Raw genomic sequence first — 26,534 nt, 5'->3', positions numbered from 1 at the left:
GCGAGGAGGCGGGGGAATGCGACGGAGGCGCGTGGCGGTGACGATGGCCTTGTCCCTAACGCTGGCGGGATGTGGGATGGGGGTTGCACAGCCGTCTCCCGGGGCCCAGTCGGGCCCGCAAGCAAGCGGGGCATCGGGAGCCCCTTCGGCGGATCAAGGGCAGCCGGGCGGAGGATTGGCTTCCCCGACGAAACCGGCGGGGGCGGTTCAGGGTCAAGGGGGAAACGCCGGGACTCCCGGACCTGCGCCGGGAGCGGGGCCGGGGGCCGGCCAGGGGCATGGACCCGGGGCCATGCAGCAGACGATGGGGGCCGGTGGAGGCATGCGGGCGGATTCAGAGGATTTTGTGCCCGCGAGCCAACTGACCATGGAAGCCCTGAAACAGCGCAAGAATCTGTGGATCGATTGCAACCTTTCCCAGCAGCGGGTGTATATCAAAGATGGCAATCAGGTGCTGAAGGTTATGGCGACCTCGTCGGGACTGGACACGAATCCGGACAATTCGACTCCTCGGGGAACTTTCCAGATTGGTCAGCGGGATACCTGGTTTTATAACGCCCAAGAAAAAGAAGGCGCGATGTATTGGGTCTCTTTCAAAGGGCTCGAGTTTCTCTTTCATAGTGTTCCCATGGACCAGAATCAGCAGATCATTCAAAGTGAGGCGGACAAGCTGGGGCAAAAAGCGTCTCACGGGTGTCTGCGTCTCTCGGTGCCGGATGCCAAATGGTTTTATGACAATATTCCACCTGGGACGAAGGTAGTTATTCACGATTGAATCCAGGGCGGCCGCCGATCCTGGCCGGGCCGCCTAGGATATCTCAGTGCATGACCGGAAGGCTGACATTCAGGTGATAAAGAAACTCCTCTCCTTCGCCGTACACAGGTTGGACAACAAAGCCCGCGGCTTCCAAGGCGCGAGCCACCTGTTTGCGGGTTTCCACATTATCCGTTTTCACCGTTGCTCCGTAGGACAGCACTTGGACGGAGACCGGCTTTCCCCCGGCGGCTTGTTCGACGATTCGGCGAATATCTTCCACCTCGATCCCTCCGCCTTCAGTATGCCCCAAACCACCGATCCACTTTTCACCCGCTTCATTGAGCTGCATCGACTCCCCTCTGATGATCCGGGCGGTGAGTTGCATAAAAGTCCGGGTTGTCAAAGTAATTCCCCGCCTGTTCCCACGTCGGGTCGCAGGGGATCCATTTTTTCTCGTCCGCCAAATAGACAACATTCCAGGCGTGGGGTCCGCCGCTTCCATCGGGTAACACCGCTGTACCGAATTCTTGTTTGACCTTAAGGCCAACGGCCCTGCCCATGGCGACCATGAGCGCAGAGTAATCGGTGCACACGCCCTTGCCGGTGTTAAACGTCGGTATCGCCCCGAAGGATAGCGATTGAATCTGCCCCTGTTCAATGGCGGCCGCTTTTTGATTATCGTACTGCACGTGTTCCCCGATCCATCGATACAGTCGGTAAGCCTTTTCCCGGTCTGTCCGCGCTCCCTGAACCACCTGTCCGGCCGTGGCATCGATCTGGCTATTCGATTGGAAGCGGGTTTGCCAGGTCAAGAACCCCCGGGCTTCGGGCGGGGCGTTGTTGGCCGCCTCCTGGGTTAACTCGGTCAGCCAGCGATTGGCTTGATCCCCGAGAACAGGAACTTTTTGCGCGATCGGGCTCGACAGAAACGGCGACACCACCCGGGTATCCGCCCACCGGTACAAAGAACTTTCCTTCGCCATCGCCTCTACAGTGGGGGCGTGAATGTAGGGCAGGATGAGATGAATGGCTGCCACAAACACCAACATGTGAAGGGCGCCCCGGGGAACCTGGAGAAGACCACCCAGGGCATGGTTCAACGTTCTGGGCAGCCGAGAGGCCAACCCCTGCAATCGGTGAAGGACGCCCACGGCCAGGCCGATCACCGGTTGGGCCAACAAATCCAAAATCCACGAAAACAAGAACGCGGTCACCGGAACCGCCACGGCCCACGCGATCAAACTTCCGTGAAGCTGACGGCTGATCCACTGCAACTGAGGGATGCCCCAGGCGTTTTGGGCAACCACCGTCCGCAAAAGCCACAGGGCGGCCAGGGACGCCAGAATCCACTGCACAGATCCGAGTGCCGAGCGAATACTGTACTTCATCAATTCCAATTCACCCGGCAACCCGCGCCACAAGCCGATGACAATGGGAGATAGCAGTAAAAAGCCCGCAATGAGAGTGATCCAATTATGGTCCAATGGGCAGCCACCTCCGGTTCGCCGGCAACAGGACTCATCGCGCCGCATATATATGGAATACGTAGGACGTTGTCAACTTTGTGACCCAGGACGACGGGACCGGTGCTACCAGACTAACGGACATGAATATATTTTACAGAATCACAACCCTTCCGGAAAGGATCGGGGCAAGAGCCCGATGAAAAGGGGGAGACATCATGGACATCTTAGACCGCCTGTCGGAATACCGGGCTCGTGAAGAGCAACTCCGTTGGGAGGGCACATTCCGAGACTATCTCGACATCGTCCGAGCCAAACCGCACGTTGCGCAGTCTGCGCACTCCCGTATATATCAGATGATCGCCTCTGCCGGTGTGCAGACCGACGAGCAGGGAAGGAAACACTATAAATTCTTTGAACGAGAAATTTTCGGCTTGGATTCCGCGATCGAACGGTTGGTGGAGGAATATTTTCATTCGGCCGCCCGGCGTCTGGACGTCAGAAAGCGGATCCTGCTTTTGATGGGTCCGGTCAGCGGGGGCAAATCCACCATCGTGACCATGCTCAAGCGCGGCCTGGAGCAATTCTCCCGCACCGAGGAAGGAGAGTTGTATGGAATCAAGGGGTGCCCCATGCATGAGGAACCCCTGCACTTGATCCCTCCGGAACTCCGGTCGGACTTTGAACAGGAGTTCGGGATCAAGATCGAAGGGACCTTGTGCCCCGCGTGCCGCTTGCGGGTCCAGGATGAGTACAACAACCGAGTGGAGGAAGTGCCCGTGGAGCGGGTGCTCCTTTCCGAAGACGATCGGGTGGGAATCGGCACTTTCAGCCCTTCGGACCCAAAGTCCCAGGACATCGCCGATCTCACCGGCAGCATCGACTTTTCCACCATTTCCGAGTACGGGTCCGAGTCCGACCCCCGGGCTTATCGATTCGACGGGGAACTCAACAAAGCCAATCGCGGCCTGATGGAGTTCCAGGAGATGTTGAAATGCGATGAAAAGTTTCTCTGGCATCTGCTTTCTCTCACCCAAGAAGGAAATTTTAAAGCCGGGCGGTTTGCGCTCATTTCCGCGGACGAAATGATCATCGCCCATACCAACGAGGCGGAGTACCGGGCGTTTATCGCGAACAAGAAAAATGAAGCCCTGCAATCCAGGATAATCGTCATGCCGATTCCGTATAACCTGCGCATCTCTGAAGAAGTGCGGATCTACGAAAAACTAGTGCGCCAGAGTGATCTGAGGGATGTGCACATCGCCCCCCACGCCCTGCGGACGGCAGCGATTTTCTCGGTGCTCACGCGGCTCCGGGACTCCAAGAAACAAGGTATGGATCTGGTGAAAAAAATGCGCCTGTACGACGGGGAGACGGTGGAGGGGTTTAAGGAAAAGGATATTGAAGAGCTGCGCCAGGAAGCTCCGGATGAAGGCATGTCCGGCATCGATCCCCGGTATGTCATCAACCGGATCTCCAGTGCGCTGATTCGGCGGGATACTCCATGCATCAATGCTCTGGACGTCCTGCGCGCGCTGAAGGACGGGCTTGACCAGCACCCCTCCATCACCAAGGAAGACCGGGAGCGGCTGCTCAACTTCATCGCCGTGGCCCGCAAAGAGTATGACGACATGGCGAAAAAAGAAGTGCAAAAAGCTTTCGTTTATTCCTATGAAGAATCGGCCAGGACTCTATTTGAAAATTACCTTGACAACGTCGAAGCTTATTGCAATTGGCATAAATTGAAAGATCCTATCACTGGAGAAGAAATCGATCCGGATGAAAAACTGATGCGTTCCATCGAAGAACAAATCGGCATCTCGGAAAACGCCAAAAAAGCGTTCCGGGAGGAAATTCTGATCCGCATGTCCACCTACGCCCGCCGGGGACGGAAGTTCGAGTACCATTCCCACGAGCGCCTGCGGGAAGCCATCGAAAAAAAGCTGTTCGCTGACCTGAAAGATGTGGTGAAGATCACCACTTCCACCAAGACGCCCGATGTCCAGCAACTCAAGAAAATCAACGAAGTCACCAAACAGTTGATCGAGGAACACGGGTATTGTCCGATCTGCGCGAACGAATTGTTGCGGTACACCGGCAGCTTGCTCAATCGATAGCGAAAGGGAGGGGGAGGAACGTGGCACCGGTTCGATTCACCGTTTCCAAGGAAGATTGGTCCCTTCACCGCAAAGGCTATCAGGATCAGCAGCGCCACCGGGACAAAGTACGAGAGGCCATCCGGAAGAATCTCCCGGACCTCATCACGGAGGAGAGCATCATCATGACCGACGGGCGGCAGATCGTCAAGGTGCCGATTCGTTCCCTGGACGAGTACCGTTTCCGATTCAATTACGAAAAACAGGCACATGGCGGCACCGGGGACGGGAACGCCAAACCCGGCGATGTGCTCGGAAGAGACGGCGAACCCGCCCAAGGCCCGGGAACCGGTCCGGGTGCCGGCGATCAGCCGGGAATCGACTATTACGAGGCCGACGTGTCGGTGGAAGATATCGAGGAAGTTCTTTTTAAAGATCTGGAGCTGCCGGAACTCAAGCCCAAGGACGAGTTCGAGACAGAAGTGACCGATATTCGATTTAATGATGTGCGCAAAAAAGGACTGTCCTCGAACATCGATAAGAAACGGACGATCCTCGAAACCCTGAAGCGCAACGCCATGCACGGGAAGCCGGGTATGCACCACATCTCGCCGGACGATCTGCGATATAAGACCTGGGAAGAGATCGAAGAACCGCGCTCCAACGCCGTGGTGCTTGCGATGATGGATACCTCCGGATCCATGGGCGTCTTTGAAAAATACGTGGCCCGGACATTTTTTTTCTGGACGGTGCGGTTTCTCCGCACCAAGTACCAAAAGGTGGACATTGTGTTTATCGCCCACCATACTGAGGCCAAAATCGTGAGTGAGACGGAATTTTTCACCAAAGGCGAGAGCGGAGGGACGATTTGCTCGTCCGCGTACCAACTTGCTTTGGATCTCGTGGATCATGAGTATCCCGTAAAGCGGTGGAACATCTACCCGATCCATTTTTCGGACGGGGATAACCTCTCTTCGGACAATGAGCGGTGTGTCCAGCTGGTCAATGAATTAATGGACAAATGTAACATCTTCGGCTACGGAGAAGTGAACCAGTATCAGCGGACCTCCACGCTGATGAGTGCTTATCGCCACATTCACAATCCGAAGTTCCGGGCGGTTTTGATCCGGGAGAAAGGGGATGTCTACAAGGCTTTAACCACATTTTTCTCGCCGGCGGCGGATCAGCAGGCGTCCTAGGGAGGGGAGAGGGATGAACCGGGAAGAGATACGCCGGCTGGAACAGGCCATCGAACAGATGATGGATCTCGCCCGAGGATTCGGGCTCGATTTTTATGAGATGCGCTTTGAAATTTGCCCGGCGGACATCGTTTACACCTTCGGGGCGTATGGGATGCCGACCCGGTTTTCCCACTGGAGTTTCGGCAAGGCATTTCACCGCATGAAAACGCAGTACGACTTTGGCCTCAGCCGGATCTACGAACTGGTGATCAACTCAGATCCCTGTTACGCGTTTTTACTCGACGGCAACTCGCTGTTGCAAAATAAACTCGTGGCGGCCCACGTTCTCGCCCATTGTGATTTCTTTAAGAATAACGCCCATTTTGCGCATACCTCGCGGTTCATGGTCGAGAGTATGGCATCCAGTGCCGAGCGGATTCGGAGCTACGAACTGCAATATGGCAAAGATGTGGTGGAACAGTTTCTCGATGCCGCCCTCGCCATCCAGGAACACGTCGACCCTTCAGTGACTTTTCGTCGCCGCCCCAGGGACTGGGAGGAGCGCCGGGAGAAAGGGCAGCAAACGGAGAAGCCAGGAAGTCCCTACGACGATCTGTGGGCGCTCGATCAGCCCCCGTCGGCGGCGAAACAGACGGAAATGGCTATACCGCGGAAAGTTCCACCGGAACCGGAGAAGGATCTCGTCCTGTTTCTGATTGAGCACAGCCGGGTATTGGAAGATTGGCAAAGGGATATTCTCTCGGTGCTGCGGGACGAGATGTTGTATTTCTGGCCGCAGATCGAGACGAAGATTATGAACGAAGGCTGGGCGACCTACTGGCATTTGCGCATCATGAGAGAAATGGATCTCACTTCCGACGAAGCGGTGGATTTTTCTCATATGCATTCCGGAGTGGTGCTTCCGTCCAAGACGTCCATCAACCCGTACTATGTGGGGCTCGCCATCTGGGAGGATATCGAGAAACGGTGGAATGATCCGCCTGAGGAGGCCCGCCGGCGCTTTGGAGCGAGGCCCGGCCAAGGGCGGGCGAAGATGTTTGAGGTGCGGGAGACCGAGACAGACACCTCCTTTTTGCGCAACTATTTGACCAAAGAGCTGGTGGAAGAACTGAATCTCTATCTTTACCAGAAGATGGGCAATGAGTGGCGGGTGGTGGAGACGGATTGGGAGAAAGTGCGGGACACTCTGTGCGCCGCCCGGGTCAACGGCGGATTTCCCGTGATTCTCGTGCAGGACGGGGATTACTTGCAAAACGGTGAGCTGTATCTCACGCACCGGTATGAAGGGGTGGAGTTGGACGTCAAGTATGTGGAAAAAACGCTCCCTTATGTGTATCGGTTGTGGGGGCGTCCGGTTCATCTGGAAACAGTGTTGGATAGCCGGGCGATCCTTTTTAGCTATGACGGGAAAAAGAACCATCGAAAATTTCTTTGATCCTGGAACGATCGTCCACTCTGTCCAGTTTCCGGGTGCATAAGATGTAGCAGGGGGAAGGTGGTGATGATAGGTGCGGAAACCGAAGAAGATTTTCATCTGTCTGCATCCAGGTCAGATCTTGGTCGTCAAGTGCAAGAGGCACCATCATCGACATTGCCGTTAACTTGCACATTACACCCCGGGCCCGCTTGTGCGGGCCTTTTTTTGGCTTGCAGCAAACAGTTTCGCCGAACCGAGGGGATGGAAATGTTCTCGATCCGGCGAAAATTGACCTCTCGAAAACGTACACCAATGAGTTTGTGTCTAAAGTGAAGCCATAATGGATCGGGATCGTGTCGGGCCGGCATCCCGCCTCCATGACTTGTGTCGAGATTGAGGGCGTAATCCGTCTATCTTGTGGCTTGCCGGTGAGCTGCAGCCGCTTTGTTTCCGGCGAAAGGGATGTGCAGATAAAACAGATAAGTGAAAAAACAATAAAAAGGGTTGTCGTGACCATAAATGTGCTTTATAATCAAAACCGTGAATAAACAGTGAACCCTACCGGGTATCGTACTCGTACCAAGCGGTACCCACACAGCACCTGGATGTTGCACCTCGATAGAAGCACTTCAATGAAGCACCTCGATGAAACATTTCCCTTCCTGCAAAGGTCGCACCCTTTGACTCACCCTGGACGATGAAACGGTCGCGCTAGAATTTGTTGCCATCAAGAGATGTTGAGCTGTTCAATGGCATCGGTGGAGTCGGAAAAGGAGGTAGAGTTTGAATCAAACCAAAGTCAACCTTATTCATGTACAGATTTCACAGAGGAGGTCGATGTGTGGGATTATACAGTTTCATCACAGAATATCGATGTCCATTTGCACCACCGGCGAACCATTTCGGTTGAGGGGGGACTGCGATTGCCGTCGGCGACCTTGAGCTATACCGAAATTCCACTGGAAGAAAAAGAGAGGCTTTTTGCGGAAGTAAAGGCCGACCCCCGCTTCCATGATTATCTATATGGCTGTTATGAGTGCGGGATTTGTGTGGCGGCCTGCCCATCGGCGCGATTTTACGATTTTTCCCCGCGTAAGATCGCGCAAACCCTGGCCCGAGAGGACGTTGAAACGTTCTACGTCCAGTTGAACGAAGACGTCTGGAACTGCTCCCAATGTTTCTCTTGTACGCGTTGTCCGCGCAAGAATAACCCCGGTGGTTTGATCACGATTATGCGGGAAGTGGCGGTGAAAAACGGCCTGCGGTCGACACAAGAGGCATTGGCGGGATACACCCGGGTCATTTATAAGATTATGACCACCGGCACCCAGGTTTCCCCGGATATGTTGCAGGAAGACGCGTTTCCGGATTGGGGGCCCCAGGTGCGGGAGGTATCCCGGAACCTCGACACGTGGCGCAAGGCGCTCCCGCCGGATACGATGCACACCACGGCGACTTCCTGGGCGGTAGACGAGCGCACCACCCGGGAGTTGTTTGCGATCTGGAAAATGACCGGAGCGCTCGATATGATTGCATCCCTGGATGAGGGGTTGCACGCCATTATCGAAGAGCTGATGGAAGACGAACTGGAGGAGATGGGTCTCGCCTTCGACTGAAGGGAATCGCCAATCACTCTGTCAGGTTACGAGGAGAAAGGAGAAGAGGATCGATGCCTGACCGGGATGCGAAAAGTGGAGGAGTCTTGCAAGTTGACACTCAGCGCGTGTTTGAACCCGATCCCAACGAGGCGCCGGATGAGGACATCCGGGAAGCGGTGTGGGAATTGGGGAGGGCAGGGGAATGGATTGTACAGCCGGTTCCCGAACCTTATGTGGAAGTGCGCACGAAGTTCGGATGGAAGAAGAAGATCCCGCTCCAAAAAACGTGGCACCATAAGAGTTGCGGCCAGTGCGGGCATATCCCGGGCTATTCCACATCTATCTTTTGGCTTAATCGTTTGCTAGGGTACGACTATTTTGATCCCCGGGATCAAACGTCGTGTACGGGGTGGAATTACTACGCTTCTGCCACCTCCAACCAGGCCGCTCAAGCCGCGGTGGCGATGCGGAATTTTGCCGCCGCCTATGAGACAGGATATTATCCCCTCATTCATTGCGGAACCAGCTTTGGCCATTACAAAGAGGTTCGTCACGAGTTGGTCCACGACGCGAATCTGCGCCGGCAGGTTCGGGATATCCTGCACAAGCTCGGGCGGCCCTTCGTGATGCCCGAGGAGATTGTACATTACAGCGAATGGATGTATGCGGTGCGGGATCAATTGGCCGCCCGGCGGGTGCGGGACGTGTCCAATATTACAGTAGCGGTTCATCCAGCCTGTCACTATTACAAACTGCAGCGGGCGGATGCGATCTATGACGCGGAAATTTACAACGGACAGAGGACGGCGGTGGTCACGGCGGTGGTGACGGCCTTGGGCGGGAACGTCGCCGATTATTCAACGTGGTATGACTGCTGTGGATTTGGTTTCCGACACATCCTCGTGGAACGCGATTTCACCCGGAGTTTTGCGACCTTGCGCAAGATTGAAGTGATGAAAGAAGAAGCAAATCCCGATGTGGTGTTGACCCACGACACTGGATGCGTGACGTCGCTCGACAAGAGCCAGTTCGCGGCCCGGGCCCACGACCGGAATGTCGGGGTGCCGGTGATGTCCGAATCCCAGTTCGCCGCCCTGGCTTTGGGTGCTCATCCTTATCGGGTGGCTCAACTGCATTGGCATTCCACCGATACCGCCGCCCTTCTCAACAAGATGGGCATCGACCACGAAGCGGCGTGGGCGGAATTCGAGACAGACCTTGAAAAAATCCGCAGCGGCGCGGTGGAGACGCTAACTTGGGAAGCAGTCATGTAATCCAACTGAGTTCCGATTCCGATGCAGAAAGGGGAACCGGTATGCCGAACGATAGCGTGTTGATTGTGGGGGGCGGGCCCGCGGGCCTGGAGGCGGCGAGGGGCGTCGCCGATCTTGGAAAAAAAGCGATTCTGGTGGAACCGCGGGATGAATTGGGCGGAACTCCCTATGCTTCGAGTTACGCCACCTTGACCCCCGACCTGCGGGATACCGAGGAAGAGATGGCCGGATTACTGGGAGATGTTCGCAAACATCCCTTGGTGGACGTTCGGCTCGGGACCCGGGTTGTCAAAAGCGAAGGGCGAGCCGGGGAGTTTAGAGTGACTCTGGCGGGGGGTGATGGTGCCCAGGTGGAAGAAGAAGTGGGTGCGGTCATCATCGCCACGGGATTTCAACATTTCGATCCCGGCCGGGAGACCCAGATGTACGGCTACTACGAGTACGACGATGTCATTACCCTGGTAGACGCCGAAAAAATGATGAAAAAAGGCAAGATTGTGCGTCCTTCGACGGGTGAACCGCCGGAGCGGGTGGCTTTTATTCAATGTGTGGGCTCCCGGGACCGGCAGATTGGGAACAAATATTGTTCAAAGGTGTGCTGTGGGATCGCCTCCAAACAATCGATCGAGATCAAGCGGATGTTGCCCAACGCAAAAGTCTTTATTTTCTACATCGACATGCGGATGTATGGGTTTTGGGAAGATCAGATTTATTGGAAAGCTCAGGAAGAGTACAAAGTGAACTACGTGCGCGGGATTGTGACCGAGATCATCCGGAAAGGCGATAAGCTGCTGGTCAAAGGGGAAGACACCACGATGGGCCGGCCGGTGGAAGTCCTTATGGACATGGTTATTCTTTCGGTGGGGATGGAACCGTCCCGGGGGACGATCGAGATGAGCCGTATTTTCAACATTCCTCGGGAGGATCATGGCTTTCTGGCGACCCAAGGGGGGCCCTTGGACACCGTTTCCACACCCGTGCCGGGAATTTTTGTCGCCGGGGCGGCCGCTGGGCCAAAGGACCTGGAGGATTCGATTTCAATGGGCGGGGCTGCGGCGATGAAAGCGGTGGCGCTGCTGAACCGGCTGCAACGCGTGTCTGTCGGGTGAACGGCGTGATGATCGATGCGGAGGCGCTCAAGGAGTTTCTGGATAAAGCCGAGCCTTTCATTCCAGAAGATGCCTTTGGGTCGTGGGCCGAACAGCTGGATCAGCGCCTCCGGTCCGCAGATCGACAGTTTGGCCTCGTTCAACAAAGTGGAGGAGACCCTGAGAAGCTGCCGTGGCATCTGATTCCCGCCACCCGACGCCTGCCGGCGGCAGAACGGGAGCGGGGTGCAGAGCGGGCTTATGCCTTGGCTCGGCTGGCGGAAAGCGGGAATGGACAGCAGTTTTGGGAGTTGGTCGATAGCTGGGAGGAGCGGCCAAAGTGGGCCCTGGAATGGGCGACGTATTGGTTTTATCTTGCAAATCCTGAGCGCGCTCCCTGGTGGGCGCGGTGGCTGTATAACCCCGGCAACCAGACCGGCGCCTTCGTTCTCCTGCTGGATGATCCTCGGGTGATGGAACCAAGGGTTCCCCCCAGCCAGCAGTATGGGCAGATTGCACAGGGCATGGGGCTCCTGGGGGCGGTGCTGGAGTCGATTCACCGGCTGCCGCGGGTTCCGGACAGTCACCGTCCGTTGATCTGTTTGTCCATGGTGTATGCGGTTTATATGTTTACCGTGACATCCTGGCGCATGACTACTGAGTTTACCCAGGTGCTGCCGCCGTTCGCGAGAGTCGTGGAAGGCCTACTGGGCATCCGGCACGGGGAGGGAGTGCAACTTGAGCAACGCGAAAGCCAAAAGCTTTGAATTCTTCGAAGTGGTTGTCGACGGCATGCGGCTCACCGGTTCGTTCAACCGGATGTTTGAACCGCGACCTATCACAGAGTACGACCTATCCGCCTTGGAGACGGTCACCTCCATCGAAGGGGCGGAGTCCCTTGGATATTGTTACCAGTGCGGCAAATGCACGGGGGTCTGCCCCATCGACACGGTGGGCGATTTCTCGCCTCGCAAGGTGTTTCGCCGTACCCAACTCGGCGCCTCCTTGTTAGACAGCCCGGACCTCTGGCTCTGTACGACCTGCCGGAACTGCCTGCGGGTATGTCCGAAAGAAGTCAACATGATCAAAATCATGCCGGCGGTGCGGGAGAAAGCCGTGCTGGAGGGGAAAGCCCCGAAAGAGTTGCTCGATGCCTTTGAAGCCACAGCCCGTTACGGCAACCCCCTGGGCGAGTCCCCCCGGAAAAGGGCGGACTGGACGAAACAAGCGGGGGTACCGGTACCCATCATGAGCAAACACAACGCTCCGGTGGATGTCCTGTGGTTTGTGGAGTGCTACCCCTCTTACCACCCCCGGGGCAAGGACGCGTCCATCGCTCTGGCGCGGATCTTCAATGCCCTGGGAGTTGATTTTGGCATTCTCGGCCACGAGGAGAAGTGTGCCGGGGACTCCCAGCGGATGGCCGGAGAGCGCGGCCTATTCGAAATGCTCGCCGAGCATAACATCAAGATGCTCTCGAAGTACCAGTTCAACCAGATTGTGGTGACAGATCCCCACGCGTACAACGCGTTTTTACACGAATACCCGGCCCTGGGTGGAAACTTTCAAACGGTGCACTACACTCAGTATCTCGCTTCTAAAATTCACGAGTTGGATTTAAAAATCCCGATTCCAAAGCGGGTCACGTTCCACGACCCCTGCTATCTGGTCCGGCACAACGGGGAGTACGACGCACCCCGCAAGCTATTGCATGCGATCCCGGGTCTTGAATTGGTGGAAATGGGGCACTGCCGGGAGACCGCGTATTGCTGCGGAGGTGGCGGAGGAGGGATGTGGCTGGATGGATTTAACCGCGACCACCTGAGCATGCGCCTGTCTGAACGGCGGGTGCTGGAGGCCATCGAGTACGGGGCGGACATCCTCGCCGTGGCTTGTCCCTTTGAGGTCTCGCGTTTTGAGGACGCGGTAAAATCGACCGGCAACGCAGGAAAATTGGAAGTGATGGATATCGCTGAATTGCTCGCCCAGTCCGCCGGATTGCTGGAAAGTCCGGTCGAGGTCGGCCAGTAAAAGCTGTACCGAATGGTGGGAGGGGACGTTTATGAAAATGTTGGTACCGATGAAATTGGTTCCAGACGTGGTCGAAGAACTCGTCGTGTCAGACAGCGGGGACAGCCTCGATCGAGAAGCTGTGGCGTTGAAATTGAACGAGTGGGATGAACAGGCATTAGAGCAGGCTCTTCTCATCAAAGAGGCGGCGGGTGGCGAGGTGATCGCCGTCGCGGCCGAAACCGGGGATGTGGACGACGCCCTGTACACGGCGTTGGCAAAAGGGGCGGACCGGGCCATCAAGCTGGTGGGGGACGGCCTCGAACAGGGCTTGAGCAATCGCCAGTACGCCGAGATTCTCAGGAACGTCGTCTCGGCGACCACGCCGGATCTCATCTTAACCGGAGTTCAGGCCAATGATGACCTGGACGGCCAGTTGGCCACGTGGTTGGCGGGATTGCTCGAATATCCTTTTGTCACCGTTGTGGCCGAGGTCGAGGCCAAGGACACCCAGGTTCTCGTCAAAAAAGAGTTCTCCGGAGGCATTACAGCGTCGCTGACCGTTCGCCCTCCGGCTGTGCTCGGCATCCAAGTGTCTCCAACACCTCCCCGTTACGCCCCCATCTCCCGGGTTCGGCAAATGATGAAAACGGCCACCCTGGAAGAGATGGAGGTTGAGGTGCCGGAGGTTCCGGGAATCCGGGTGACGAAGATGGCCGTTCCGGTATCGGAGGGGCATGCCGAAATGATCGAAGGCGATCTGGACGAGAAAGCCGCCCGGATCCTGGCCTTGCTAAAAGAACGCGGAGTGATCGCTTGAATCTAGCTGTCTAATGTGGGGAGGCGGGAGAATGTCAACAGCATTGGTTTTCGTAGAGACCTTGGACGGGAAGATTGCCGATATCACATACGAGTTGCTCGATCTCGCGCGCCGGGTGACAGGGGATGGCGGCACGGTGACAGCCCTCGCCGTCATGCCCGCCGGTCTCACCTCGGAACTGGGGGCGGCGGACCGGGTGCTGTTGGCCGACAATCCGGATAATCGTTACCTGCCGGAATCCCTGGGCAAAACCTTGGCCCAAGCGATAGATCAAGTATCCCCGGACCTGGTACTTGTGGGAAATACCGCCGTGGGGATGGACGTGGCTACTTATGCGGCCAGCCGGGCAGGGTGCTCGACCATCGCCTCGGTCCAGAAGGTGGAACCGGCGGGACAGGGGTGGCAGGTGGAATCGGTGATTCTCGGTGGCAAAATGGTCGCCACGGCAGAAGTGACCGAGCTCACCATCCTACAAGTCCTGGCTGGTGCCGGCGATGCCGAGCGGGGGCACGTTCAAGGAAACCCCACGGTGGAAACCATTACCGCAGCGGAGGCGGCAGCCACGGTGTATGAGGGGCTCTCCATGCCCGACAGCACCGATGTCGATATCACCAAACAAGATATTCTCGTCAGCATCGGCCGGGGGATTGGTGACAAGGACAACATCGAGGTGGTGGAAGAATTGGCCGAAGCCCTTGGCGCGGTGGTGTCGGCCTCAAGGCCGGTCATCGATGCTGGATGGCTCCCGAAATCTCGGCAAGTGGGGAAATCGGGCAAAAAAGTCAAGCCCAAAGTCTACTTGGCCCTCGGGATCAGCGGGGCCCCCGAACACCTGGAAGGTATGCGGGACGCGGATTGCATCATCGCCGTAAACACCGACCCCAAGGCGCCAATCTTCGACGTTGCCCATTATGGAATCGTTGAAGACATTCTCGAACTGGTGCCCGCCCTCACCGAGAAGGTCAAAGGCGCTTGATCAGGGAAAGGAGAGTTGAACTCACGTGAATCCCGTTGCTGAACGGCCCGTATTCGAAGGATTCGAGCACACGTGGCTGGTGCCAGCCTTTTACTTCCTGGCATTCATCGCCATCGGTGTGTTCCTTTACGGCGTCATTCGCCGGATCCAACGTTATCGGGCGGGTCGCCGGCAGCCGTGGTACCCGGATTGGCCCAAGCGGCTGATCCGGGCCACCGCGGAGGTGCTGACCAGTCGCAAAATCGGGCGCAGGGACCTTTATACCGGCATTGCCCACGGATTTGTGTTCTGGTCGTTCGGTTTTCTGTTTCTAGGAACCACGATCATCTTCATTGACAATGACATACTGAGACTCATAGCACCGAAACTCCAGTTTTGGAAAGGGGATTTTTTCCTCGCTTTCTCGGTCGTCATGGACATTTCCATGGTCCTGTTTATCATCGGCCTGGGGATGTTGGCGGTGCGCCGGGCATTTTTTGCCGTAGCCCGGCTGAACTACGCCCGGGTGGACAACAAGCCGGTGGATCGCTCGAACTACAAGAAAGAGGACTGGTGGTTTCTCGGTCAGCTTCTGTTGATCGGCGTGACAGGCCTCTTGATCGAGGCGTTCCGGCTTGTGGCAGATCGGCCGTGGTTTGAGGCTTATTCCCCGGTGGGATCCCTGGTTGCCCAAGGGTTCCGGGCAGCCGGAATGACTCCCCAGACGGCGATGGATTGGCATTTTATCACCTGGTGGGTTCACGCCTTCCTGGCACTGGGGTTTATTGCCTATCTACCCTATGCCAAATCTGTTCACATGCTGGCGTCCTGGGCGAGTTTGACCGTACGCAATCCGAAAGCCGGGATCGCCCTGCCACCGCCGCCTTCAGAGACCGAGCCGGGGCTGCCGCTGGCTCCCGCCGCTGAAAATCTCAGTTGGAAAGAACTCTTGCACTTCGATGCCTGTACAAAATGCGGCCGCTGTCACGATGTATGTCCTGCCCGCAACTCCGGAGCGCCACTATCCCCTCGGGACCTCATCCTGGATTTGCGGGAGGCGATCAGTGGTTTTCATGGCATGAAGAGGCCGGGGGCCAAAGTTGGCCACTCGGCGGCGGAGTCGGACCTGTCTTCGCAAGAGGTTTCCGCCGCCCTCGAACCTGGAGAGCTGATTGCTCCCGACGTTTTGTGGTCCTGTACCACCTGTCGGGCCTGCGTGGAAACCTGCCCGGTGGGGATTGAGCACGTTCCTATCATCGTGCAGATGCGCCGCTCGCTCATCGACCAAGGCACGATGGACGGCAACCTGTCGGCCACACTGATGAATTTTGCCCGCAAAGGGAATTCCTTTGGCCAGTCGGAACGCAATCGCGCGAAATGGGTCAAGGAGGCGGGGGTCCCCGTCCCGGACGCCCGAAAACAAGAGGTGGAATACCTCTGGTTTGTCGGGGACTACGCGAGCTACGATCCTCGGGCGCAAAAAGTGGCTCAGGCTCTGGCCCGGGTTCTCACTCATGCGGGAGTAAGTTTTGGCATCTTGTATGAAGCGGAGCGGAACGCCGGGAACGATGTGCGGCGAGTGGGTGAGGAAGGGCTGTTCGAAACCCTCGTGGAGAAAAACATCAAGGCCATCCAGTCGGCAAAGTTCAAAAAGGTCCTGACCACCGATCCGCACACGTACAATACCCTCAAAAACGAGTACCCGGCTCACGGATTGGAGGTGGAGATCGAGCACTATACGGAGCTTCTCGATCGCCTGGCCCGGGAAAACCGGCTGCCGGTGAAATATCCCCAGAACGTCAAAGTGACCTACCACGACCCTTGCTATCTCGGAAGGTACAATCGAGTCTTCGATCCTCCGCGCAACCTCATCGCTCACGTCGGGGCGACTTTGGTGGAAATGCCCCGCAACCGGGAAAACAGCTTCTGTTGCGGAGCGGGGGGAGGAAGAATCTGGATGGGAGATACCCTCTATCCCACAAAGCCGGCGGAAAGTCGCATTAAAGAAGCGAAACAACTCGATGGAGTTACTCATTTCATCGTCGCTTGCCCCAAAGATCTGGTGATGTATACCGATGCCGTGAAGACGGCGGGGTATGAAGGACAGTTGGAAGTGGGAGATCTCGTGTTCCTGCTTGAAAAGGCCCTGGGGCTCGCGAACGAAGTAGTGGAGGAGACAGTGACATGAGCGATGGCTGCATTCTTCCGGAAGACCTCTATTACTGGATCGACAAGCACGTGTGGGCAAAACCGGAGCCGGACGGCACGGTGTTGGTGGGCATGACCGATGTGGCCCAGAGCTTGGCCGGCAAGATCATTGTGGTGAATTTGCGCTCCCTGGGGAAAAACTTGGCCCGGGGCAAGAGCGCCGGAACTCTTGAAAGCGGAAAATGGGTCGGGACGATCCCGACTCCAGTGGCGGGCAAAGTGATTGCGATCAATGAACAGATCAAAGGGCAGCCCGACCTGGTGAACACCGATCCCTATGGCGCGGGCTGGTTGATTCGCGTTGAGCCCGCGGACTGGAGCGCCGACTCCCAGAATCTGGCGACCGGGGCGGACGGGGTTGCTGAGTATCGAAAAAAGCTGGAAGCTGAGGGAATCAAGTGCAGCCATTAGAGGGAGAGGCGAGATGAGCCCATGGCCAGGGTGATGATGTGCGAGTTTCCCGATGACCTGTGGTACGATGTTGAACTCGATGTCTGGGTAAAACGACTCGAAGACAACACCGTGTTGCTCGGGATGACCGATCCAGCCCAGACCCGGGCGGGCAAGATCTTGCAGATCCGAGCTCGCGTCGGGAAGGTCGTCGGGGCCGGTAAGAGTGTGGCTACAGTGGAATCGGGGAAGTGGGTTGGCCCCATCACCAGTCCGCTGCAGGGTAAAGTGCTGCGGCTCAACCCCGCAGTGGCGGAGGATCCCAATGTGATCAACCGCAGTCCCTATGAAGAGGGCTGGATCGTTCAGATGGAACCCTCCAGCCAGGAGTGGCCCCAAGGAAACCTGCTGCCCGCAGACCAAGCGGTACCACTCTTTGAGCAAAAACTTCGCGAGGAAGGGCTCACCTGCCTTCGGTGTATCCCTTCAGATGAATCAAACCCTGGAGCGGTCTAGGATAACGTTTTCGTTCAAGGCTATGGGCAGGTCAGGGCAAGGGGTGAGGACATGCGCTATCTGAATCTGGGAATCGTCTCGGCGGAGAGGTCCCAGGCGGTGTATCATGCCGTCGCCCGGGAGGCTCGCCCGGGCGACGAGGCGACCCTCATCGTCGTCAGCCCCCGCACACCGTACGTATGCGCCGGTTTTCATCAGGTGACCAGTCGAGAAATCGATGTCGAATACTGTCGGGAGCAGGGCATGCCCATTGGCCGGCGCATGACGGGGGGCGGGGCTGTGTATCTGGATCAGGATCAGATTTTTTGGCACCTCATTCTCCCGGAATCCCAGGTTCCGGTACAACGCCTCTATGAGACCTGGCTGCAAGCGCCGGTCCGTGCGTATCACCGCATCGGAATTGCCGCCGAACACCGGCCGGTCAACGACATCGTGGTGGGTCCCCGCAAGATCGGGGGTACCGGCGCAGCGACGATTGGCACGTCCATCGTGCTGGTCGGCAGCATCATGATGGATTTTGACGTCGACGCCATGGCGAAGGTCCTACGGGTTCCATCGGAAAAATTTCGCGATAAACTGGTTTCGGGCTTATCGGAATATATGACCTCCATTCGCCGGGAACTGGCAGGTCAGCCGCTGCCGGATCGCGAGCAGGTGACAGCGATTTTAGTGGAGGAATTCGCGTCGATTCTCCAGGAACCCGCCCGGGCCGGTCGGCTTTCGCAACGGGAGCAACAAGCGCTCAGGGAGTTCGAAGAACTCCTCTTCTCCGAACCTTTTGTTTTCCGATCCGAAGGGATTCTTCGCAGCGGAGTGAAGATCTCGGAGGCTGTGCGCCTGTACGAAGGGGTCCACAAAGCCCCCGGCGGGCTCATCCGGTTGATCTACCGCACCCGGGATGGTCTTTTTGACGATGTGCTGTTGGCGGGGGATTTCTTCGCATATCCCGAAGATGCCCTGGAGCGTTTTTCCGAGCGGCTTATCGGTCGCAAGGTCTGTGAAGAGGAGTGGGTTTTGGCGGCTGAGTGGCTGATGGAAGAGGCGTCGATCCCGGGGGTGGGCGTGGAGGATTTGATGCAGGCTTTTCGGGTCACCCATTGATTTTGAATCTCTTATAAAGGAGTGGATGTTCATGGCGGAGGATGTCGCATTGAAAATTGACGCGAAAGGGCTGAAATGCCCACTGCCCGTGGTGCGGGTCAAAAAGGCCATTCTGGGTATCGAGGTCGGACAGGTGATCGAAGTAGAAGCCACGGATCCCGGCTCCATGGCGGACTTTGAAGCTTGGACCCGGGCCACCGGCCACGATCTTTTGCAGGCTTCAGAAAATCAAGGGATCTACGTGTATCGAATCAAACGTACAAAATAGGAGGGATTGTCCGTGTCCGAGGAAACGAAGAAATGTGTATACATTCATACGTCGGGGGTTGAAGCTCCCTACCGGGCGGCCTCGCCATTTTTTCTCGCTACGACCGCCGCTTTGATGGACTACGACGTCTCGATGGTTTTTACCATCAAGGCCACGGGCCTTTTGAAAAAGGGCGTCGCAGAGACCCTTCAGGTAAAGGAAGGGGGAGAAGGGGCGAATCTCCAGTTTTTTATCGATCAAGCCCGGGACGCTGGCGTCAAATTTTACGTCTGCGCCCCAAGTCTCGACCTCAACGATGTCACAGTGGAAGATTTGATTGAGATCGATGGGGTGGTGGGGGGCACCGCGGTGAACGAAATGTTGTTGGAGGCCGATTTGGTGGTGAGTTTCTGATGGCAGAAGATCCGGTGTCCGGCGGCGAAGTTTCCATCCCCGCCATCATCGCCGAGGTGGATCGGCTGTTGGACGAGAGCGGTGCCTTTCTGCCTGGACTCTGCAACGTCACGAGCTATTTGTTCCATGAACTTCCAGACCTGAGTTGGCTCGGCTGGTATGTCACAGAAAGTGTGGGCGGGAACCTGACGTTAGGGCCGTTTCAAGGTCCGCCCACCGTGCCTCGAATTGGCTGGGGAAAGGGGGTGGTAGGTTCCGCCGCGTTTGAGAGAGCGGTACAGATTGTGGCTGACGTGCGGCGGTTTCCCGGGAATCTCCGGGACCGACTCGGGACCCGGTCGGAAGTGGCCCTGCCCGTGATCCGATCCGGAATCGTCCAGGGGGTGCTCTCGGTAAAATCGCAGCAAGTCGATCGATTCAGCGTGATTGAGGTGGAACTCTTCAGTGCCGCCACAAAGCGCGTCGGAGACCGGTGGCCAAAACAGGGACTGTGCTCACAGGCAGCTCCCAAGGATGGTTCTAACGATGAAAGGAAGGTTTGAGAACATGACCCGGAGGATCGAGGTGCCTTTGCCCGATCTCGCCCCCTGGTTCGAGGACCGGCTGGAGTTTCTGAACACTCTTCACGAAGTCCTGCGCAATATCAATTTTGGCCGCAATGATCATCTGCCCTATTACGAGCCCATCGAAGGATACACGATCTACATGATGTCGGAACTCGGCCCCCGGGGTTCAGGTCGCCCGCCTTCGGTGGGCCGGTGGCAGCTGGTCATTGAACCTCGGGACAAACCTTACCAGTTGGCGCTGCAGGGAAGGCTCAAAGATAAGCGGCCGGTGGGTGAACTCATCCTCCGCTGCGAAACTCCGGAGTGGGTCGCTCGGTTTGATCAGTTGGTCGAAGAGTATGGCCGTTCGCAAAATCAATCTTGAACAGGGGATTTCCCCGTTTCATGAAGGAGGAGAAGAGGATTATGGCACGTCGCGTGGCGATTATTGCGTCTCAAGGCACGCTGGACACCGCATACAAAGTGTTGAACATCGCGGTGGCAGCCGCATCGATGGACGCGGAAGTGAAGATTTTCTTCACCTTTGAGGGTTTGAACATCCTCACGGCACCGGAATCCCTGCAGATGCCGCCCGGTAAAGAGCACTTACAAGCCGCTCTCGGGCAGGCGGGGCTGCCCTCCGTTAAAGAAATGCTGGACATGGCCCGGGAATCTGGGGTGGAACTGTTGGGGTGCCAAATGACGATGGATGTTATGGGGATCACCCAGGAACAACTGCCCGATCGGTGTCCCGTTGGAGGCGCGGCGGCCTTCCTCGAATACGCCTTTGATGCCGATGTCACGGTGACGTTCTAGGGACCGGTTATGTTGCCATTGTACTCCGTGGGCGAGGTGGATTGGCTCACGACCCAGACGCTGTACCACGGTTTGGCGGAATTCGGCGAGGAGGCCGTGATATTGTGCCGACCTTCGACGCCCTACGTCTGCCTCGGATGTCATCAGAGTTGGAGCGACTACGACGAATCCTCGGGATTACCCGTGGTGCGGCGGAAAGTGGGCGGTTCCCTCGTGTACTTAGATCAAAACCAAGTATTTTTCCAAATCATCCTGAACCCCCGCGCAACTCCAGGAAAGCGCACTCCGGATCAGTGGTATCGCCATGCCTTGGATCCTGTGGTGGCCTATCTGCGGGAGCAGGGTTTTTCGGCCGAGTTGCGCCTCCCGGCGGACATCGTCGTCGGCGGGCGCAAGATTTCGGGGAACGCCGGGGGCCAGTTGGGGGATCGGGTCGTCGTGGTTGGCAATATCCTGCTGGATTTTCCCACGGAGGCCATGGCCCGGGCTCGTCGGGCTCCAAGTCCACTCTGGCGCCGGGCGTACGAAGAAAGTATGCGGGCCCATCTGACGACGCTGCGGGAGCTGGCCCCGGACCGCCGCTGGTCCGCAGATCAGGTGGCGAAAGATCTGGCTCAGGTGTTCATCGATCGCCTGGGGGCGGTCCCTGCCCCTTTCCCCTGGGAGCGTTGGCGGGGCCGCCTGGAGAGGATCGGCCGGGAGCTGCTTCGCGACGACTGGCTGCGGCAGCCGGGGCCCGCCCGGGCGTCGAACAGCCGAGAGGTCAAGGTCCGGGAGGGCGTGTACATCGGGACGGTGGACGATCCGCGCTATCGGGATGCCGTCGTCGAAATCGATCGCGAACACAACCGCATCCTGCGGGTGTGGCGGGAATCTTTTCTTAAGGAGGGGGAAGGAGATGGCCGTTGAGCAGCCGCAGCAATGGAGAGTTCCCGAGGACCGGCGGTATGATGATCGCCACCAGTGGTACCTTTTGATCGGTTCCACGGTGACTGTGGGCATCACCGACTATACCCAGGATACAGCCGGAGACATTCTGTACCTGTCTGTGCCTCGGGTTGGGGCACGGATTCAAGCAGGGGAGCCAATGGGCTCCGTGGAGTCGGGCAAATGGGTCGGGCAAATCTACGCGCCCTTTGACGGGGTCGTGGTGGATGCGAACCCCCGGGTAGAGGAGGACCCCCAGTTGTTGAATCGGGACCCCTATGGGGCCGGGTGGATCTGCAAAATACGCCCGAACCGCTCCGAGGATGTCCACCGCCTGCTCAGCCCCCGGGAGTATCAGGCGTTGCTACTTTCTCTGGCCGCCGGGAGTGCCCATTGATGGAAAAGTGGCGATTATTGGATCCCGGGCCCATGCCGGCCTGGCGCCAAATGGCTCTCGATGCGGTGGTGATTCGGGCCCGGGCGGAAGGGCGGGCGCCAAACACCTTTCGGTTTATGGAGTTTAATCCTGATGCAGTACTCGTGGGGTACCATCAGGCGATCGATCTCGAACTGCGCCGGGACGAGTGCGAAGCCCTGGGGATCGAGTATAATCGCCGCATCACCGGCGGGGGGGCCATTTATCTCGACTCCCGGCAGTTGGGTTGGGAAATCTGTTTGCGCAAAGATGATCCCGGGCTTCCCGCCGATCCGGAAACGGTGTACCGCCGGCTTTCCACCGTCGTCATCGAAACTTTGGCGCGGTGGGGCATTGAGGCCAAGTTTCGCCCGGTTAACCCCGGTTAACGATGTGGAGGTCGATGGGCGCAAGATTTCTGGCACCGGAGGAACCGAGTGGGGAGACGCCTTGATCTATCAGGGCACGCTCTTGGTAGATTTTGACGTGGACACGATGATTCGGGTATTAAGGCTTCCCATCGAAAAGTTGAGTGACAAAGAAGTGGATTCTTTTCGCCGCCGCACAGTGACCATGAGGGAACTGTTGGGCGAAGCGCCTGAGATGACGGCGGTGAAAGGGGCGATGGTGGAGGCGGCGGCCCGGGTACTCGGGATCGATTGGGGGCCTCCGGGCTTGACGCCTGAGGAGCAAGAAGAATGGGAAACGATTCAGGATACTTATCGCTATCCCGAGTGGATCGATCGGCGGAAGCCGCCTGCTGTTGAACCAGAATTGCGCACCGTCAGTACAAAAGCGCCCGGGGGGCTGATTAAAGCATCGGTGATCGTCGATCCTGGGGCGAAGCGGATTCGCCGGGCGTTTATCACCGGGGACTTTTTCGTTTATCCCGAACGAGCCGTTATGGACTTAGAAGCGATGCTAAAAGAGGCGCCCGCCGACATCCAGAAAATCGAAGAGTTGCTGCGCCGTCACTATGACCAGGGCAATCGATACATTGGAGTGGCGGTGGAGGACTGGCTGCGCCTGTTCGAACAGGCCCTAGCCTAAGGCGGGGTGGATCAGAGGTCGAGAAGGGAGGAGAGGCGTTATGACACCGACGCATCGAGAGGCACAGGTTCTCGAACCCCAGACTCGGGACATCAAGGCGTTTTCCGAGGACCAGGTGGAGGAACGGCCGCATCAAGAGGGGGTGCCCGAAAGCCCGGACGCCGTTATGGTCTCTCTGGCGGGGGCGATGGCCCTGGGAATCGAGAAAGGCAAGTTCGCCCGGGAGGAGATCGTCCTCCGGGGCCTCAACGTACTGATGACGTATAAAGAGAACTGCTCGGCGAATTGTTCCTACTGCGGCATGTCCCGGGAGAGGCGAATACCCAGAGAACAAACCACCTTCATTCGGGTGAAATGGCCGGTGGTGGACCTGGATGAGGTGATTGATCGCACGAACCAGGTTCCTCATCACATGCGCCGGGTGTGCGTGGGGATGTTGGCGAATCACCGGTCCTTTAACGACTCTCTTCAAGTGATCCGGGAATTCCGGGAGCGAACCGACCTGCTCATCTCCGGACTAATCACCGCCTCTCTCATCCGGTCCCGGGAACAGCTCCAAATGATCAAGGACGCCGGGGCGGACCGGGTGGATATCGCGATTGATGCGGCCACCGAGGAACTGTTTGAAAAGCATCGAGGGCGGCCGGTCAAAGGGCCACATCGTTGGGACCATTTTTGGTGGGTGACGGAGGAGGCCACCAAGGTGTTCGAACCTGGGACGGTGGGGATCCACTTGGTGGTCGGACTCGGAGAGACAGAAAAGGAACTTCTGGAAGCCTGTCACAGGGCTCAGGAGATGGGCGTGGTGACCCACCTGTTCTCTTTCAATCCGGAACCCAGCACCCTGCTGGGGGACTGGCCGCAGCCTCCCTTGGGACAGTACCGGCGCTGCCAGTTGGGCCGGTATCTCATCAACGAAATGGGCCGAGATTTTCACCGGTTTCGGTTTAATCGGGCCGGCCAGGTCGTCGATTTCGGTGTAGCCCCGGAGGAGCTCGACGCAGTGATCGATAGCGGGCTGCCCTTTATGACCTCGGGTTGTCCGGATGAACACGGGGCCACGGCCTGCAATCGCCCGTACGGAAACGGTCGCCCGAGCGAGCCGATGCGCAACTTCCCCTTCATCCCGACGCCGAAAGACATTGAAGAGATTCGCATGCAACTGTGGAGCGATTGGGAGGGGGAGGATGATGCTCACGACCAAAGCGCCTTGGGCTGACCTAGATCTCCCGTCTCTGGTCGACCAGGCCCGGGAGCTGACCGATCAGTTTTTTCCCCGGGAGATCCTCTTTGCCGCCCCCAGTCAAAAGTACTACGACACAGGAGGATACCGCAATGAACGCCGGGCTTTTCGCACCATTAGTGTCACCGGCCAGGCGTGCGCACTGCGCTGTGAACACTGTGGGACGAAGGTCCTGGATGGAATGATGCCGGCGAGGGTCCCGGGAGCGCTGGCCGAGATCGGGGCTGCGTTGGTTGACGAGGGGGCAAGGGGAGTTCTGATCAGCGGTGGCTGTCTCGACGACGGGTCCGTTCCCTTGGATCGCTTTCTCGAAGACATCGGTCGGCTGAAAGAGAAAGGGCTCAAAGTCCTCGTCCACACCGGTCTGGTTCGCCGGGAGATCGCCCGGGGACTCAAGGCGGCGGGGGTCGACCAAATTCTGTTGGACATCATTGGGGACGATCGGACGATTCGCGAGGTGTACCATCTGGACCGTACCACCGAAGCTTATCGGGAATCACTGCGCATCCTTCGCGAAGAAGGACTCTCCGCTATTCCCCATGTGGTGGTGGGGCTTCATTTTGGGGAAATTCTCGGGGAGTGGGAAGCCCTGCGCATGATCCGGGAGGAGGGGGCCTCGCAACTGGTCATTGTCGCCCTGCAACCCTTGCCTGGCACGGGCATGGCCGGGGTGAGGAGCGTTTCCGGAGACGAGGTGGGCAAAGTCCTGGCGGCCGCCCGGATTATGATGCCAGATATGCCGATCTCCTTAGGTTGCGCGCGCCCGGCCGGCCCGGAAAAGCGATCGATGGAGCGGTGGGCCCTTCGGGTAGGGGTTCAAAGTATCGCGTATCCGTTGCCGGAAACGGTGGCCTACGCAGAGCAACTTGGGATCCGGATCCGTTATCACGAACAATGCTGTTCTGTGTTGAACTGAGATCACAAGGCCGGGCCGCCCCGGAGTTCCGGCCGGGGCGCGGCCCGGATTGATGGAATCTCGACCTGAACGGTCAATCTGTCTATTGGGAGCCGTGGAGATGGTGAGAGTAACCAAGTTTTCTCCCGTCTTGTGGATTCGCTCCGTCATTCCCCTCGCTTGTCTAGGTGTCATCGGGTCGACGGAAGATTTTGGACTGCCTCTCATGGGCCTGTTCTTGGCCAGTGCCGTGGATGTCGCCATCGACATCGGGTCTCAATTGCGCGCCTCGACCGTCTCCGGGGCGGACCGATGGACTGCCCTTCGGGACATCGTCTATGCGCTGATTTTTTACGCACTCTTCCTGGGAAATCCCGGGGTTCCCGCCCTGCTCCTCGCCCCACCCGTGTTGGCTGAGGTGTTTCTCGCTTTCGGTGCCCGCGGCTTTATTTGGGCGATCGGTGCTGAAGCATTGCTCTTGGCTCTTCGCATGGCGACGATCAACCGTGGGCCCGAAGGCTGGATTCATCCTGGCTGGGCGGTGGGTATTGCCTCCGCGACGCTTCTCATGGGCCTTCTCGGCTATACCATCGCTCGGCTGAACGAGCTCCAGGAGGGGATAAACCGCCAGCGCCACGCCTTGAAAGAAGCGCTGTCCGAGTTGCTCGCGACGATGATGTCGCCGATGGGAATCGAAAAGAGTGTGCTCAAGCAAGAACAGATACGGGTTTTACTGGAAGAACTGTGTCAGACAGCAAGTCGATCGAAAGGTGAGGAGGCGGGGCGAACGCTGGCTCGGATCATCGCCCGTCGACAGGAGGCTTTTCAACTTTTTACTCCCAGAGAGTTTGAAGTTCTCTGTCTATTATCAGAAAATAAGTCATATCGCCAAATCGCACAACATTTACAAATCAGTGAAGGTACGGTCCGGGCCCATGTTGCCGGGATGATGCGCAAGACTCAAGTACATAGCCGAGAGGAACTCACCGTTTGGGCCCGGAAACATTGTCTCGTTTTTCGTGGCCAGGGGGACGCGGGACCGGAGAGCGCTGGCGGTTCCGACGCCGCAAGTCAAGATTCTTAGAAA

At 57.6% G+C, this 26,534-nt stretch carries 29 protein-coding genes; 27 read left to right on the top strand and 2 right to left on the bottom strand.

What is annotated here, in order from left to right; translation table 11 throughout:
• Positions 1 to 16 precede the first annotated feature (16 nt).
• Positions 17 to 775, top strand: coding sequence for a L,D-transpeptidase (locus CVV65_RS12530; protein WP_100668412.1), 759 nt, complete (start codon positions 17 to 19; stop codon positions 773 to 775).
• A gap of 43 nt (positions 776 to 818) precedes the next feature.
• Here CVV65_RS12530 and CVV65_RS12525 read toward each other — a convergent pair whose 3' ends face one another.
• Both CVV65_RS12525 and CVV65_RS12520 read right to left on the bottom strand, forming a co-directional pair.
• On the bottom strand, positions 819 to 1,106 hold the full coding sequence (locus tag CVV65_RS12525) for a hypothetical protein (RefSeq protein WP_100668411.1): 288 nt from the start codon (positions 1,104 to 1,106) through the stop codon (positions 819 to 821).
• The gene (locus CVV65_RS12520; RefSeq protein WP_157935511.1) at positions 1,093 to 2,241 is read right to left on the bottom strand and encodes a transglutaminase domain-containing protein; all 1,149 of its coding nucleotides are present in this window, start codon (positions 2,239 to 2,241) and stop codon (positions 1,093 to 1,095) included. Before CVV65_RS12520 ends, CVV65_RS12525 begins: the two co-directional genes overlap by 14 nt.
• A gap of 197 nt (positions 2,242 to 2,438) precedes the next feature.
• Here CVV65_RS12520 and CVV65_RS12515 point away from each other — a divergent pair, with 197 nt between their 5' ends.
• The 26 genes from CVV65_RS12515 (at position 2,439) to CVV65_RS12395 (ending at position 26,531) form a co-directional block, all read left to right on the top strand.
• A complete protein-coding gene (locus tag CVV65_RS12515; RefSeq protein ID WP_100668409.1) occupies positions 2,439 to 4,337 on the top strand; it encodes a PrkA family serine protein kinase in 1,899 nt (632 codons plus the stop codon).
• A 20-nt stretch (positions 4,338 to 4,357) separates the two neighbouring features.
• Positions 4,358 to 5,515, top strand: coding sequence for a sporulation protein YhbH (gene yhbH, locus CVV65_RS12510; protein ID WP_100668408.1), 1,158 nt, complete (start codon positions 4,358 to 4,360; stop codon positions 5,513 to 5,515).
• Between the two features lie 13 nt (positions 5,516 to 5,528).
• Entirely contained in the window at positions 5,529 to 6,953 is a 1,425-nt protein-coding gene (locus CVV65_RS12505; protein WP_100668407.1) for a SpoVR family protein, read from the top strand.
• An 821-nt stretch (positions 6,954 to 7,774) separates the two neighbouring features.
• Positions 7,775 to 8,551, top strand: coding sequence for a 4Fe-4S dicluster domain-containing protein (locus tag CVV65_RS12500; RefSeq protein ID WP_232796607.1), 777 nt, complete (start codon positions 7,775 to 7,777; stop codon positions 8,549 to 8,551).
• A gap of 53 nt (positions 8,552 to 8,604) precedes the next feature.
• The gene (locus CVV65_RS12495; RefSeq protein WP_100668406.1) at positions 8,605 to 9,807 is read left to right on the top strand and encodes a heterodisulfide reductase-related iron-sulfur binding cluster; all 1,203 of its coding nucleotides are present in this window, start codon (positions 8,605 to 8,607) and stop codon (positions 9,805 to 9,807) included.
• Between the two features lie 41 nt (positions 9,808 to 9,848).
• Positions 9,849 to 10,916 (top strand): CoB--CoM heterodisulfide reductase iron-sulfur subunit A family protein, encoded by a 1,068-nt coding sequence (locus tag CVV65_RS12490; protein WP_100668405.1) that lies wholly within the window; start codon positions 9,849 to 9,851, stop codon positions 10,914 to 10,916.
• Positions 10,917 to 10,924: 8 nt separating this feature from the next.
• Positions 10,925 to 11,662, top strand: coding sequence for a hypothetical protein (locus CVV65_RS12485; protein ID WP_100668404.1), 738 nt, complete (start codon positions 10,925 to 10,927; stop codon positions 11,660 to 11,662).
• On the top strand, positions 11,634 to 12,926 hold the full coding sequence (locus CVV65_RS12480) for a (Fe-S)-binding protein (RefSeq protein WP_100668403.1): 1,293 nt from the start codon (positions 11,634 to 11,636) through the stop codon (positions 12,924 to 12,926). The genes CVV65_RS12485 and CVV65_RS12480 overlap by 29 nt, the downstream gene beginning before the upstream one ends.
• Positions 12,927 to 12,957: 31 nt before the next feature.
• Positions 12,958 to 13,725 carry an electron transfer flavoprotein subunit beta/FixA family protein gene (locus CVV65_RS12475; RefSeq protein ID WP_100668402.1) on the top strand — a complete coding sequence of 256 codons (768 nt, stop codon included), beginning with the start codon at positions 12,958 to 12,960 and terminating at the stop codon, positions 13,723 to 13,725.
• 31 nt (positions 13,726 to 13,756) lie between these two features.
• On the top strand, positions 13,757 to 14,701 hold the full coding sequence (locus CVV65_RS12470; RefSeq protein WP_198592022.1) for an electron transfer flavoprotein subunit alpha/FixB family protein: 945 nt from the start codon (positions 13,757 to 13,759) through the stop codon (positions 14,699 to 14,701).
• Between the two features lie 25 nt (positions 14,702 to 14,726).
• Positions 14,727 to 16,868 carry a heterodisulfide reductase-related iron-sulfur binding cluster gene (locus CVV65_RS12465; protein ID WP_100668400.1) on the top strand — a complete coding sequence of 714 codons (2,142 nt, stop codon included), beginning with the start codon at positions 14,727 to 14,729 and terminating at the stop codon, positions 16,866 to 16,868.
• A complete protein-coding gene (locus CVV65_RS12460) occupies positions 16,865 to 17,299 on the top strand; it encodes a glycine cleavage system protein H (RefSeq protein WP_100668399.1) in 435 nt (144 codons plus the stop codon). Before CVV65_RS12465 ends, CVV65_RS12460 begins: the two co-directional genes overlap by 4 nt.
• A gap of 21 nt (positions 17,300 to 17,320) precedes the next feature.
• Complete coding sequence (locus tag CVV65_RS12455; protein WP_013076432.1) at positions 17,321 to 17,794, top strand: biotin/lipoyl attachment domain-containing protein; 474 nt, start codon at positions 17,321 to 17,323, stop codon at positions 17,792 to 17,794.
• 51 nt (positions 17,795 to 17,845) lie between these two features.
• Positions 17,846 to 18,895: a lipoate--protein ligase family protein gene (locus tag CVV65_RS12450; RefSeq protein ID WP_100668398.1), complete on the top strand. Its 1,050-nt coding sequence runs from the start codon at positions 17,846 to 17,848 to the stop codon at positions 18,893 to 18,895.
• A 31-nt stretch (positions 18,896 to 18,926) separates the two neighbouring features.
• On the top strand, positions 18,927 to 19,163 hold the full coding sequence (locus CVV65_RS12445) for a sulfurtransferase TusA family protein (RefSeq protein ID WP_100668397.1): 237 nt from the start codon (positions 18,927 to 18,929) through the stop codon (positions 19,161 to 19,163).
• Positions 19,164 to 19,175: 12 nt separating this feature from the next.
• The gene (locus CVV65_RS12440) at positions 19,176 to 19,556 is read left to right on the top strand and encodes a DsrE family protein (RefSeq protein ID WP_013076429.1); all 381 of its coding nucleotides are present in this window, start codon (positions 19,176 to 19,178) and stop codon (positions 19,554 to 19,556) included.
• Complete coding sequence (locus CVV65_RS12435) at positions 19,556 to 20,098, top strand: GAF domain-containing protein (protein ID WP_100668396.1); 543 nt, start codon at positions 19,556 to 19,558, stop codon at positions 20,096 to 20,098. Before CVV65_RS12440 ends, CVV65_RS12435 begins: the two co-directional genes overlap by 1 nt.
• Entirely contained in the window at positions 20,082 to 20,486 is a 405-nt protein-coding gene (locus CVV65_RS12430) for a hypothetical protein (RefSeq protein ID WP_133121297.1), read from the top strand. Before CVV65_RS12435 ends, CVV65_RS12430 begins: the two co-directional genes overlap by 17 nt.
• A 41-nt stretch (positions 20,487 to 20,527) precedes the next feature.
• Positions 20,528 to 20,917: a DsrE/DsrF/DrsH-like family protein gene (locus tag CVV65_RS12425; protein WP_100668394.1), complete on the top strand. Its 390-nt coding sequence runs from the start codon at positions 20,528 to 20,530 to the stop codon at positions 20,915 to 20,917.
• A gap of 9 nt (positions 20,918 to 20,926) precedes the next feature.
• Positions 20,927 to 21,826 (top strand): lipoate--protein ligase family protein, encoded by a 900-nt coding sequence (locus CVV65_RS12420; protein ID WP_100668393.1) that lies wholly within the window; start codon positions 20,927 to 20,929, stop codon positions 21,824 to 21,826.
• The gene (gcvH, locus tag CVV65_RS12415) at positions 21,816 to 22,241 is read left to right on the top strand and encodes a glycine cleavage system protein GcvH (RefSeq protein WP_013076424.1); all 426 of its coding nucleotides are present in this window, start codon (positions 21,816 to 21,818) and stop codon (positions 22,239 to 22,241) included. Before CVV65_RS12420 ends, gcvH begins: the two co-directional genes overlap by 11 nt.
• Positions 22,241 to 22,648, top strand: coding sequence for a lipoate--protein ligase family protein (locus tag CVV65_RS16970; RefSeq protein WP_198592021.1), 408 nt, complete (start codon positions 22,241 to 22,243; stop codon positions 22,646 to 22,648). Before gcvH ends, CVV65_RS16970 begins: the two co-directional genes overlap by 1 nt.
• Positions 22,614 to 23,309 (top strand): lipoate--protein ligase family protein, encoded by a 696-nt coding sequence (locus CVV65_RS12410; protein WP_198592020.1) that lies wholly within the window; start codon positions 22,614 to 22,616, stop codon positions 23,307 to 23,309. The genes CVV65_RS16970 and CVV65_RS12410 overlap by 35 nt, the downstream gene beginning before the upstream one ends.
• A gap of 40 nt (positions 23,310 to 23,349) precedes the next feature.
• On the top strand, positions 23,350 to 24,528 hold the full coding sequence (locus CVV65_RS12405; protein ID WP_100668392.1) for a radical SAM protein: 1,179 nt from the start codon (positions 23,350 to 23,352) through the stop codon (positions 24,526 to 24,528).
• Complete coding sequence (locus CVV65_RS12400) at positions 24,497 to 25,468, top strand: radical SAM protein (RefSeq protein WP_100668391.1); 972 nt, start codon at positions 24,497 to 24,499, stop codon at positions 25,466 to 25,468. Before CVV65_RS12405 ends, CVV65_RS12400 begins: the two co-directional genes overlap by 32 nt.
• 100 nt (positions 25,469 to 25,568) lie before the next feature.
• Positions 25,569 to 26,531, top strand: coding sequence for a helix-turn-helix transcriptional regulator (locus tag CVV65_RS12395; protein WP_157935510.1), 963 nt, complete (start codon positions 25,569 to 25,571; stop codon positions 26,529 to 26,531).
• The last annotated feature ends 3 nt before the right edge of the window (positions 26,532 to 26,534 follow it).

This window comes from Kyrpidia spormannii, assembly GCF_002804065.1.
GTDB classification, from domain to species: Bacteria; Bacillota; Bacilli; order Kyrpidiales; family Kyrpidiaceae; genus Kyrpidia; species Kyrpidia spormannii.
This window is presented reverse-complemented; position numbering and strand designations above follow the sequence as displayed.

Coding starts and splice junctions, on each gene's coding strand:
- CVV65_RS12530 (WP_100668412.1), top strand. CDS start 17: ATGCGACGGAGGCGCGTGGCGGTGACGATGGCCTTGTCCCTAACGCTG.
- CVV65_RS12525 (WP_100668411.1), bottom strand. CDS start 1,106: ATGCAGCTCAATGAAGCGGGTGAAAAGTGGATCGGTGGTTTGGGGCAT.
- CVV65_RS12515 (WP_100668409.1), top strand. CDS start 2,439: ATGGACATCTTAGACCGCCTGTCGGAATACCGGGCTCGTGAAGAGCAA.
- CVV65_RS12505 (WP_100668407.1), top strand. CDS start 5,529: ATGAACCGGGAAGAGATACGCCGGCTGGAACAGGCCATCGAACAGATG.
- CVV65_RS12495 (WP_100668406.1), top strand. CDS start 8,605: ATGCCTGACCGGGATGCGAAAAGTGGAGGAGTCTTGCAAGTTGACACT.
- CVV65_RS12490 (WP_100668405.1), top strand. CDS start 9,849: ATGCCGAACGATAGCGTGTTGATTGTGGGGGGCGGGCCCGCGGGCCTG.
- CVV65_RS12485 (WP_100668404.1), top strand. CDS start 10,925: ATGATCGATGCGGAGGCGCTCAAGGAGTTTCTGGATAAAGCCGAGCCT.
- CVV65_RS12475 (WP_100668402.1), top strand. CDS start 12,958: ATGAAAATGTTGGTACCGATGAAATTGGTTCCAGACGTGGTCGAAGAA.
- CVV65_RS12470 (WP_198592022.1), top strand. CDS start 13,757: ATGTCAACAGCATTGGTTTTCGTAGAGACCTTGGACGGGAAGATTGCC.
- CVV65_RS12460 (WP_100668399.1), top strand. CDS start 16,865: ATGAGCGATGGCTGCATTCTTCCGGAAGACCTCTATTACTGGATCGAC.
- CVV65_RS12455 (WP_013076432.1), top strand. CDS start 17,321: ATGGCCAGGGTGATGATGTGCGAGTTTCCCGATGACCTGTGGTACGAT.
- CVV65_RS12450 (WP_100668398.1), top strand. CDS start 17,846: ATGCGCTATCTGAATCTGGGAATCGTCTCGGCGGAGAGGTCCCAGGCG.
- CVV65_RS12445 (WP_100668397.1), top strand. CDS start 18,927: ATGGCGGAGGATGTCGCATTGAAAATTGACGCGAAAGGGCTGAAATGC.
- CVV65_RS12435 (WP_100668396.1), top strand. CDS start 19,556: ATGGCAGAAGATCCGGTGTCCGGCGGCGAAGTTTCCATCCCCGCCATC.
- CVV65_RS12430 (WP_133121297.1), top strand. CDS start 20,082: ATGAAAGGAAGGTTTGAGAACATGACCCGGAGGATCGAGGTGCCTTTG.
- CVV65_RS12425 (WP_100668394.1), top strand. CDS start 20,528: ATGGCACGTCGCGTGGCGATTATTGCGTCTCAAGGCACGCTGGACACC.
- CVV65_RS12420 (WP_100668393.1), top strand. CDS start 20,927: ATGTTGCCATTGTACTCCGTGGGCGAGGTGGATTGGCTCACGACCCAG.
- gcvH (WP_013076424.1), top strand. CDS start 21,816: ATGGCCGTTGAGCAGCCGCAGCAATGGAGAGTTCCCGAGGACCGGCGG.
- CVV65_RS16970 (WP_198592021.1), top strand. CDS start 22,241: ATGGAAAAGTGGCGATTATTGGATCCCGGGCCCATGCCGGCCTGGCGC.
- CVV65_RS12405 (WP_100668392.1), top strand. CDS start 23,350: ATGACACCGACGCATCGAGAGGCACAGGTTCTCGAACCCCAGACTCGG.
- CVV65_RS12400 (WP_100668391.1), top strand. CDS start 24,497: ATGATGCTCACGACCAAAGCGCCTTGGGCTGACCTAGATCTCCCGTCT.
- CVV65_RS12395 (WP_157935510.1), top strand. CDS start 25,569: ATGGTGAGAGTAACCAAGTTTTCTCCCGTCTTGTGGATTCGCTCCGTC.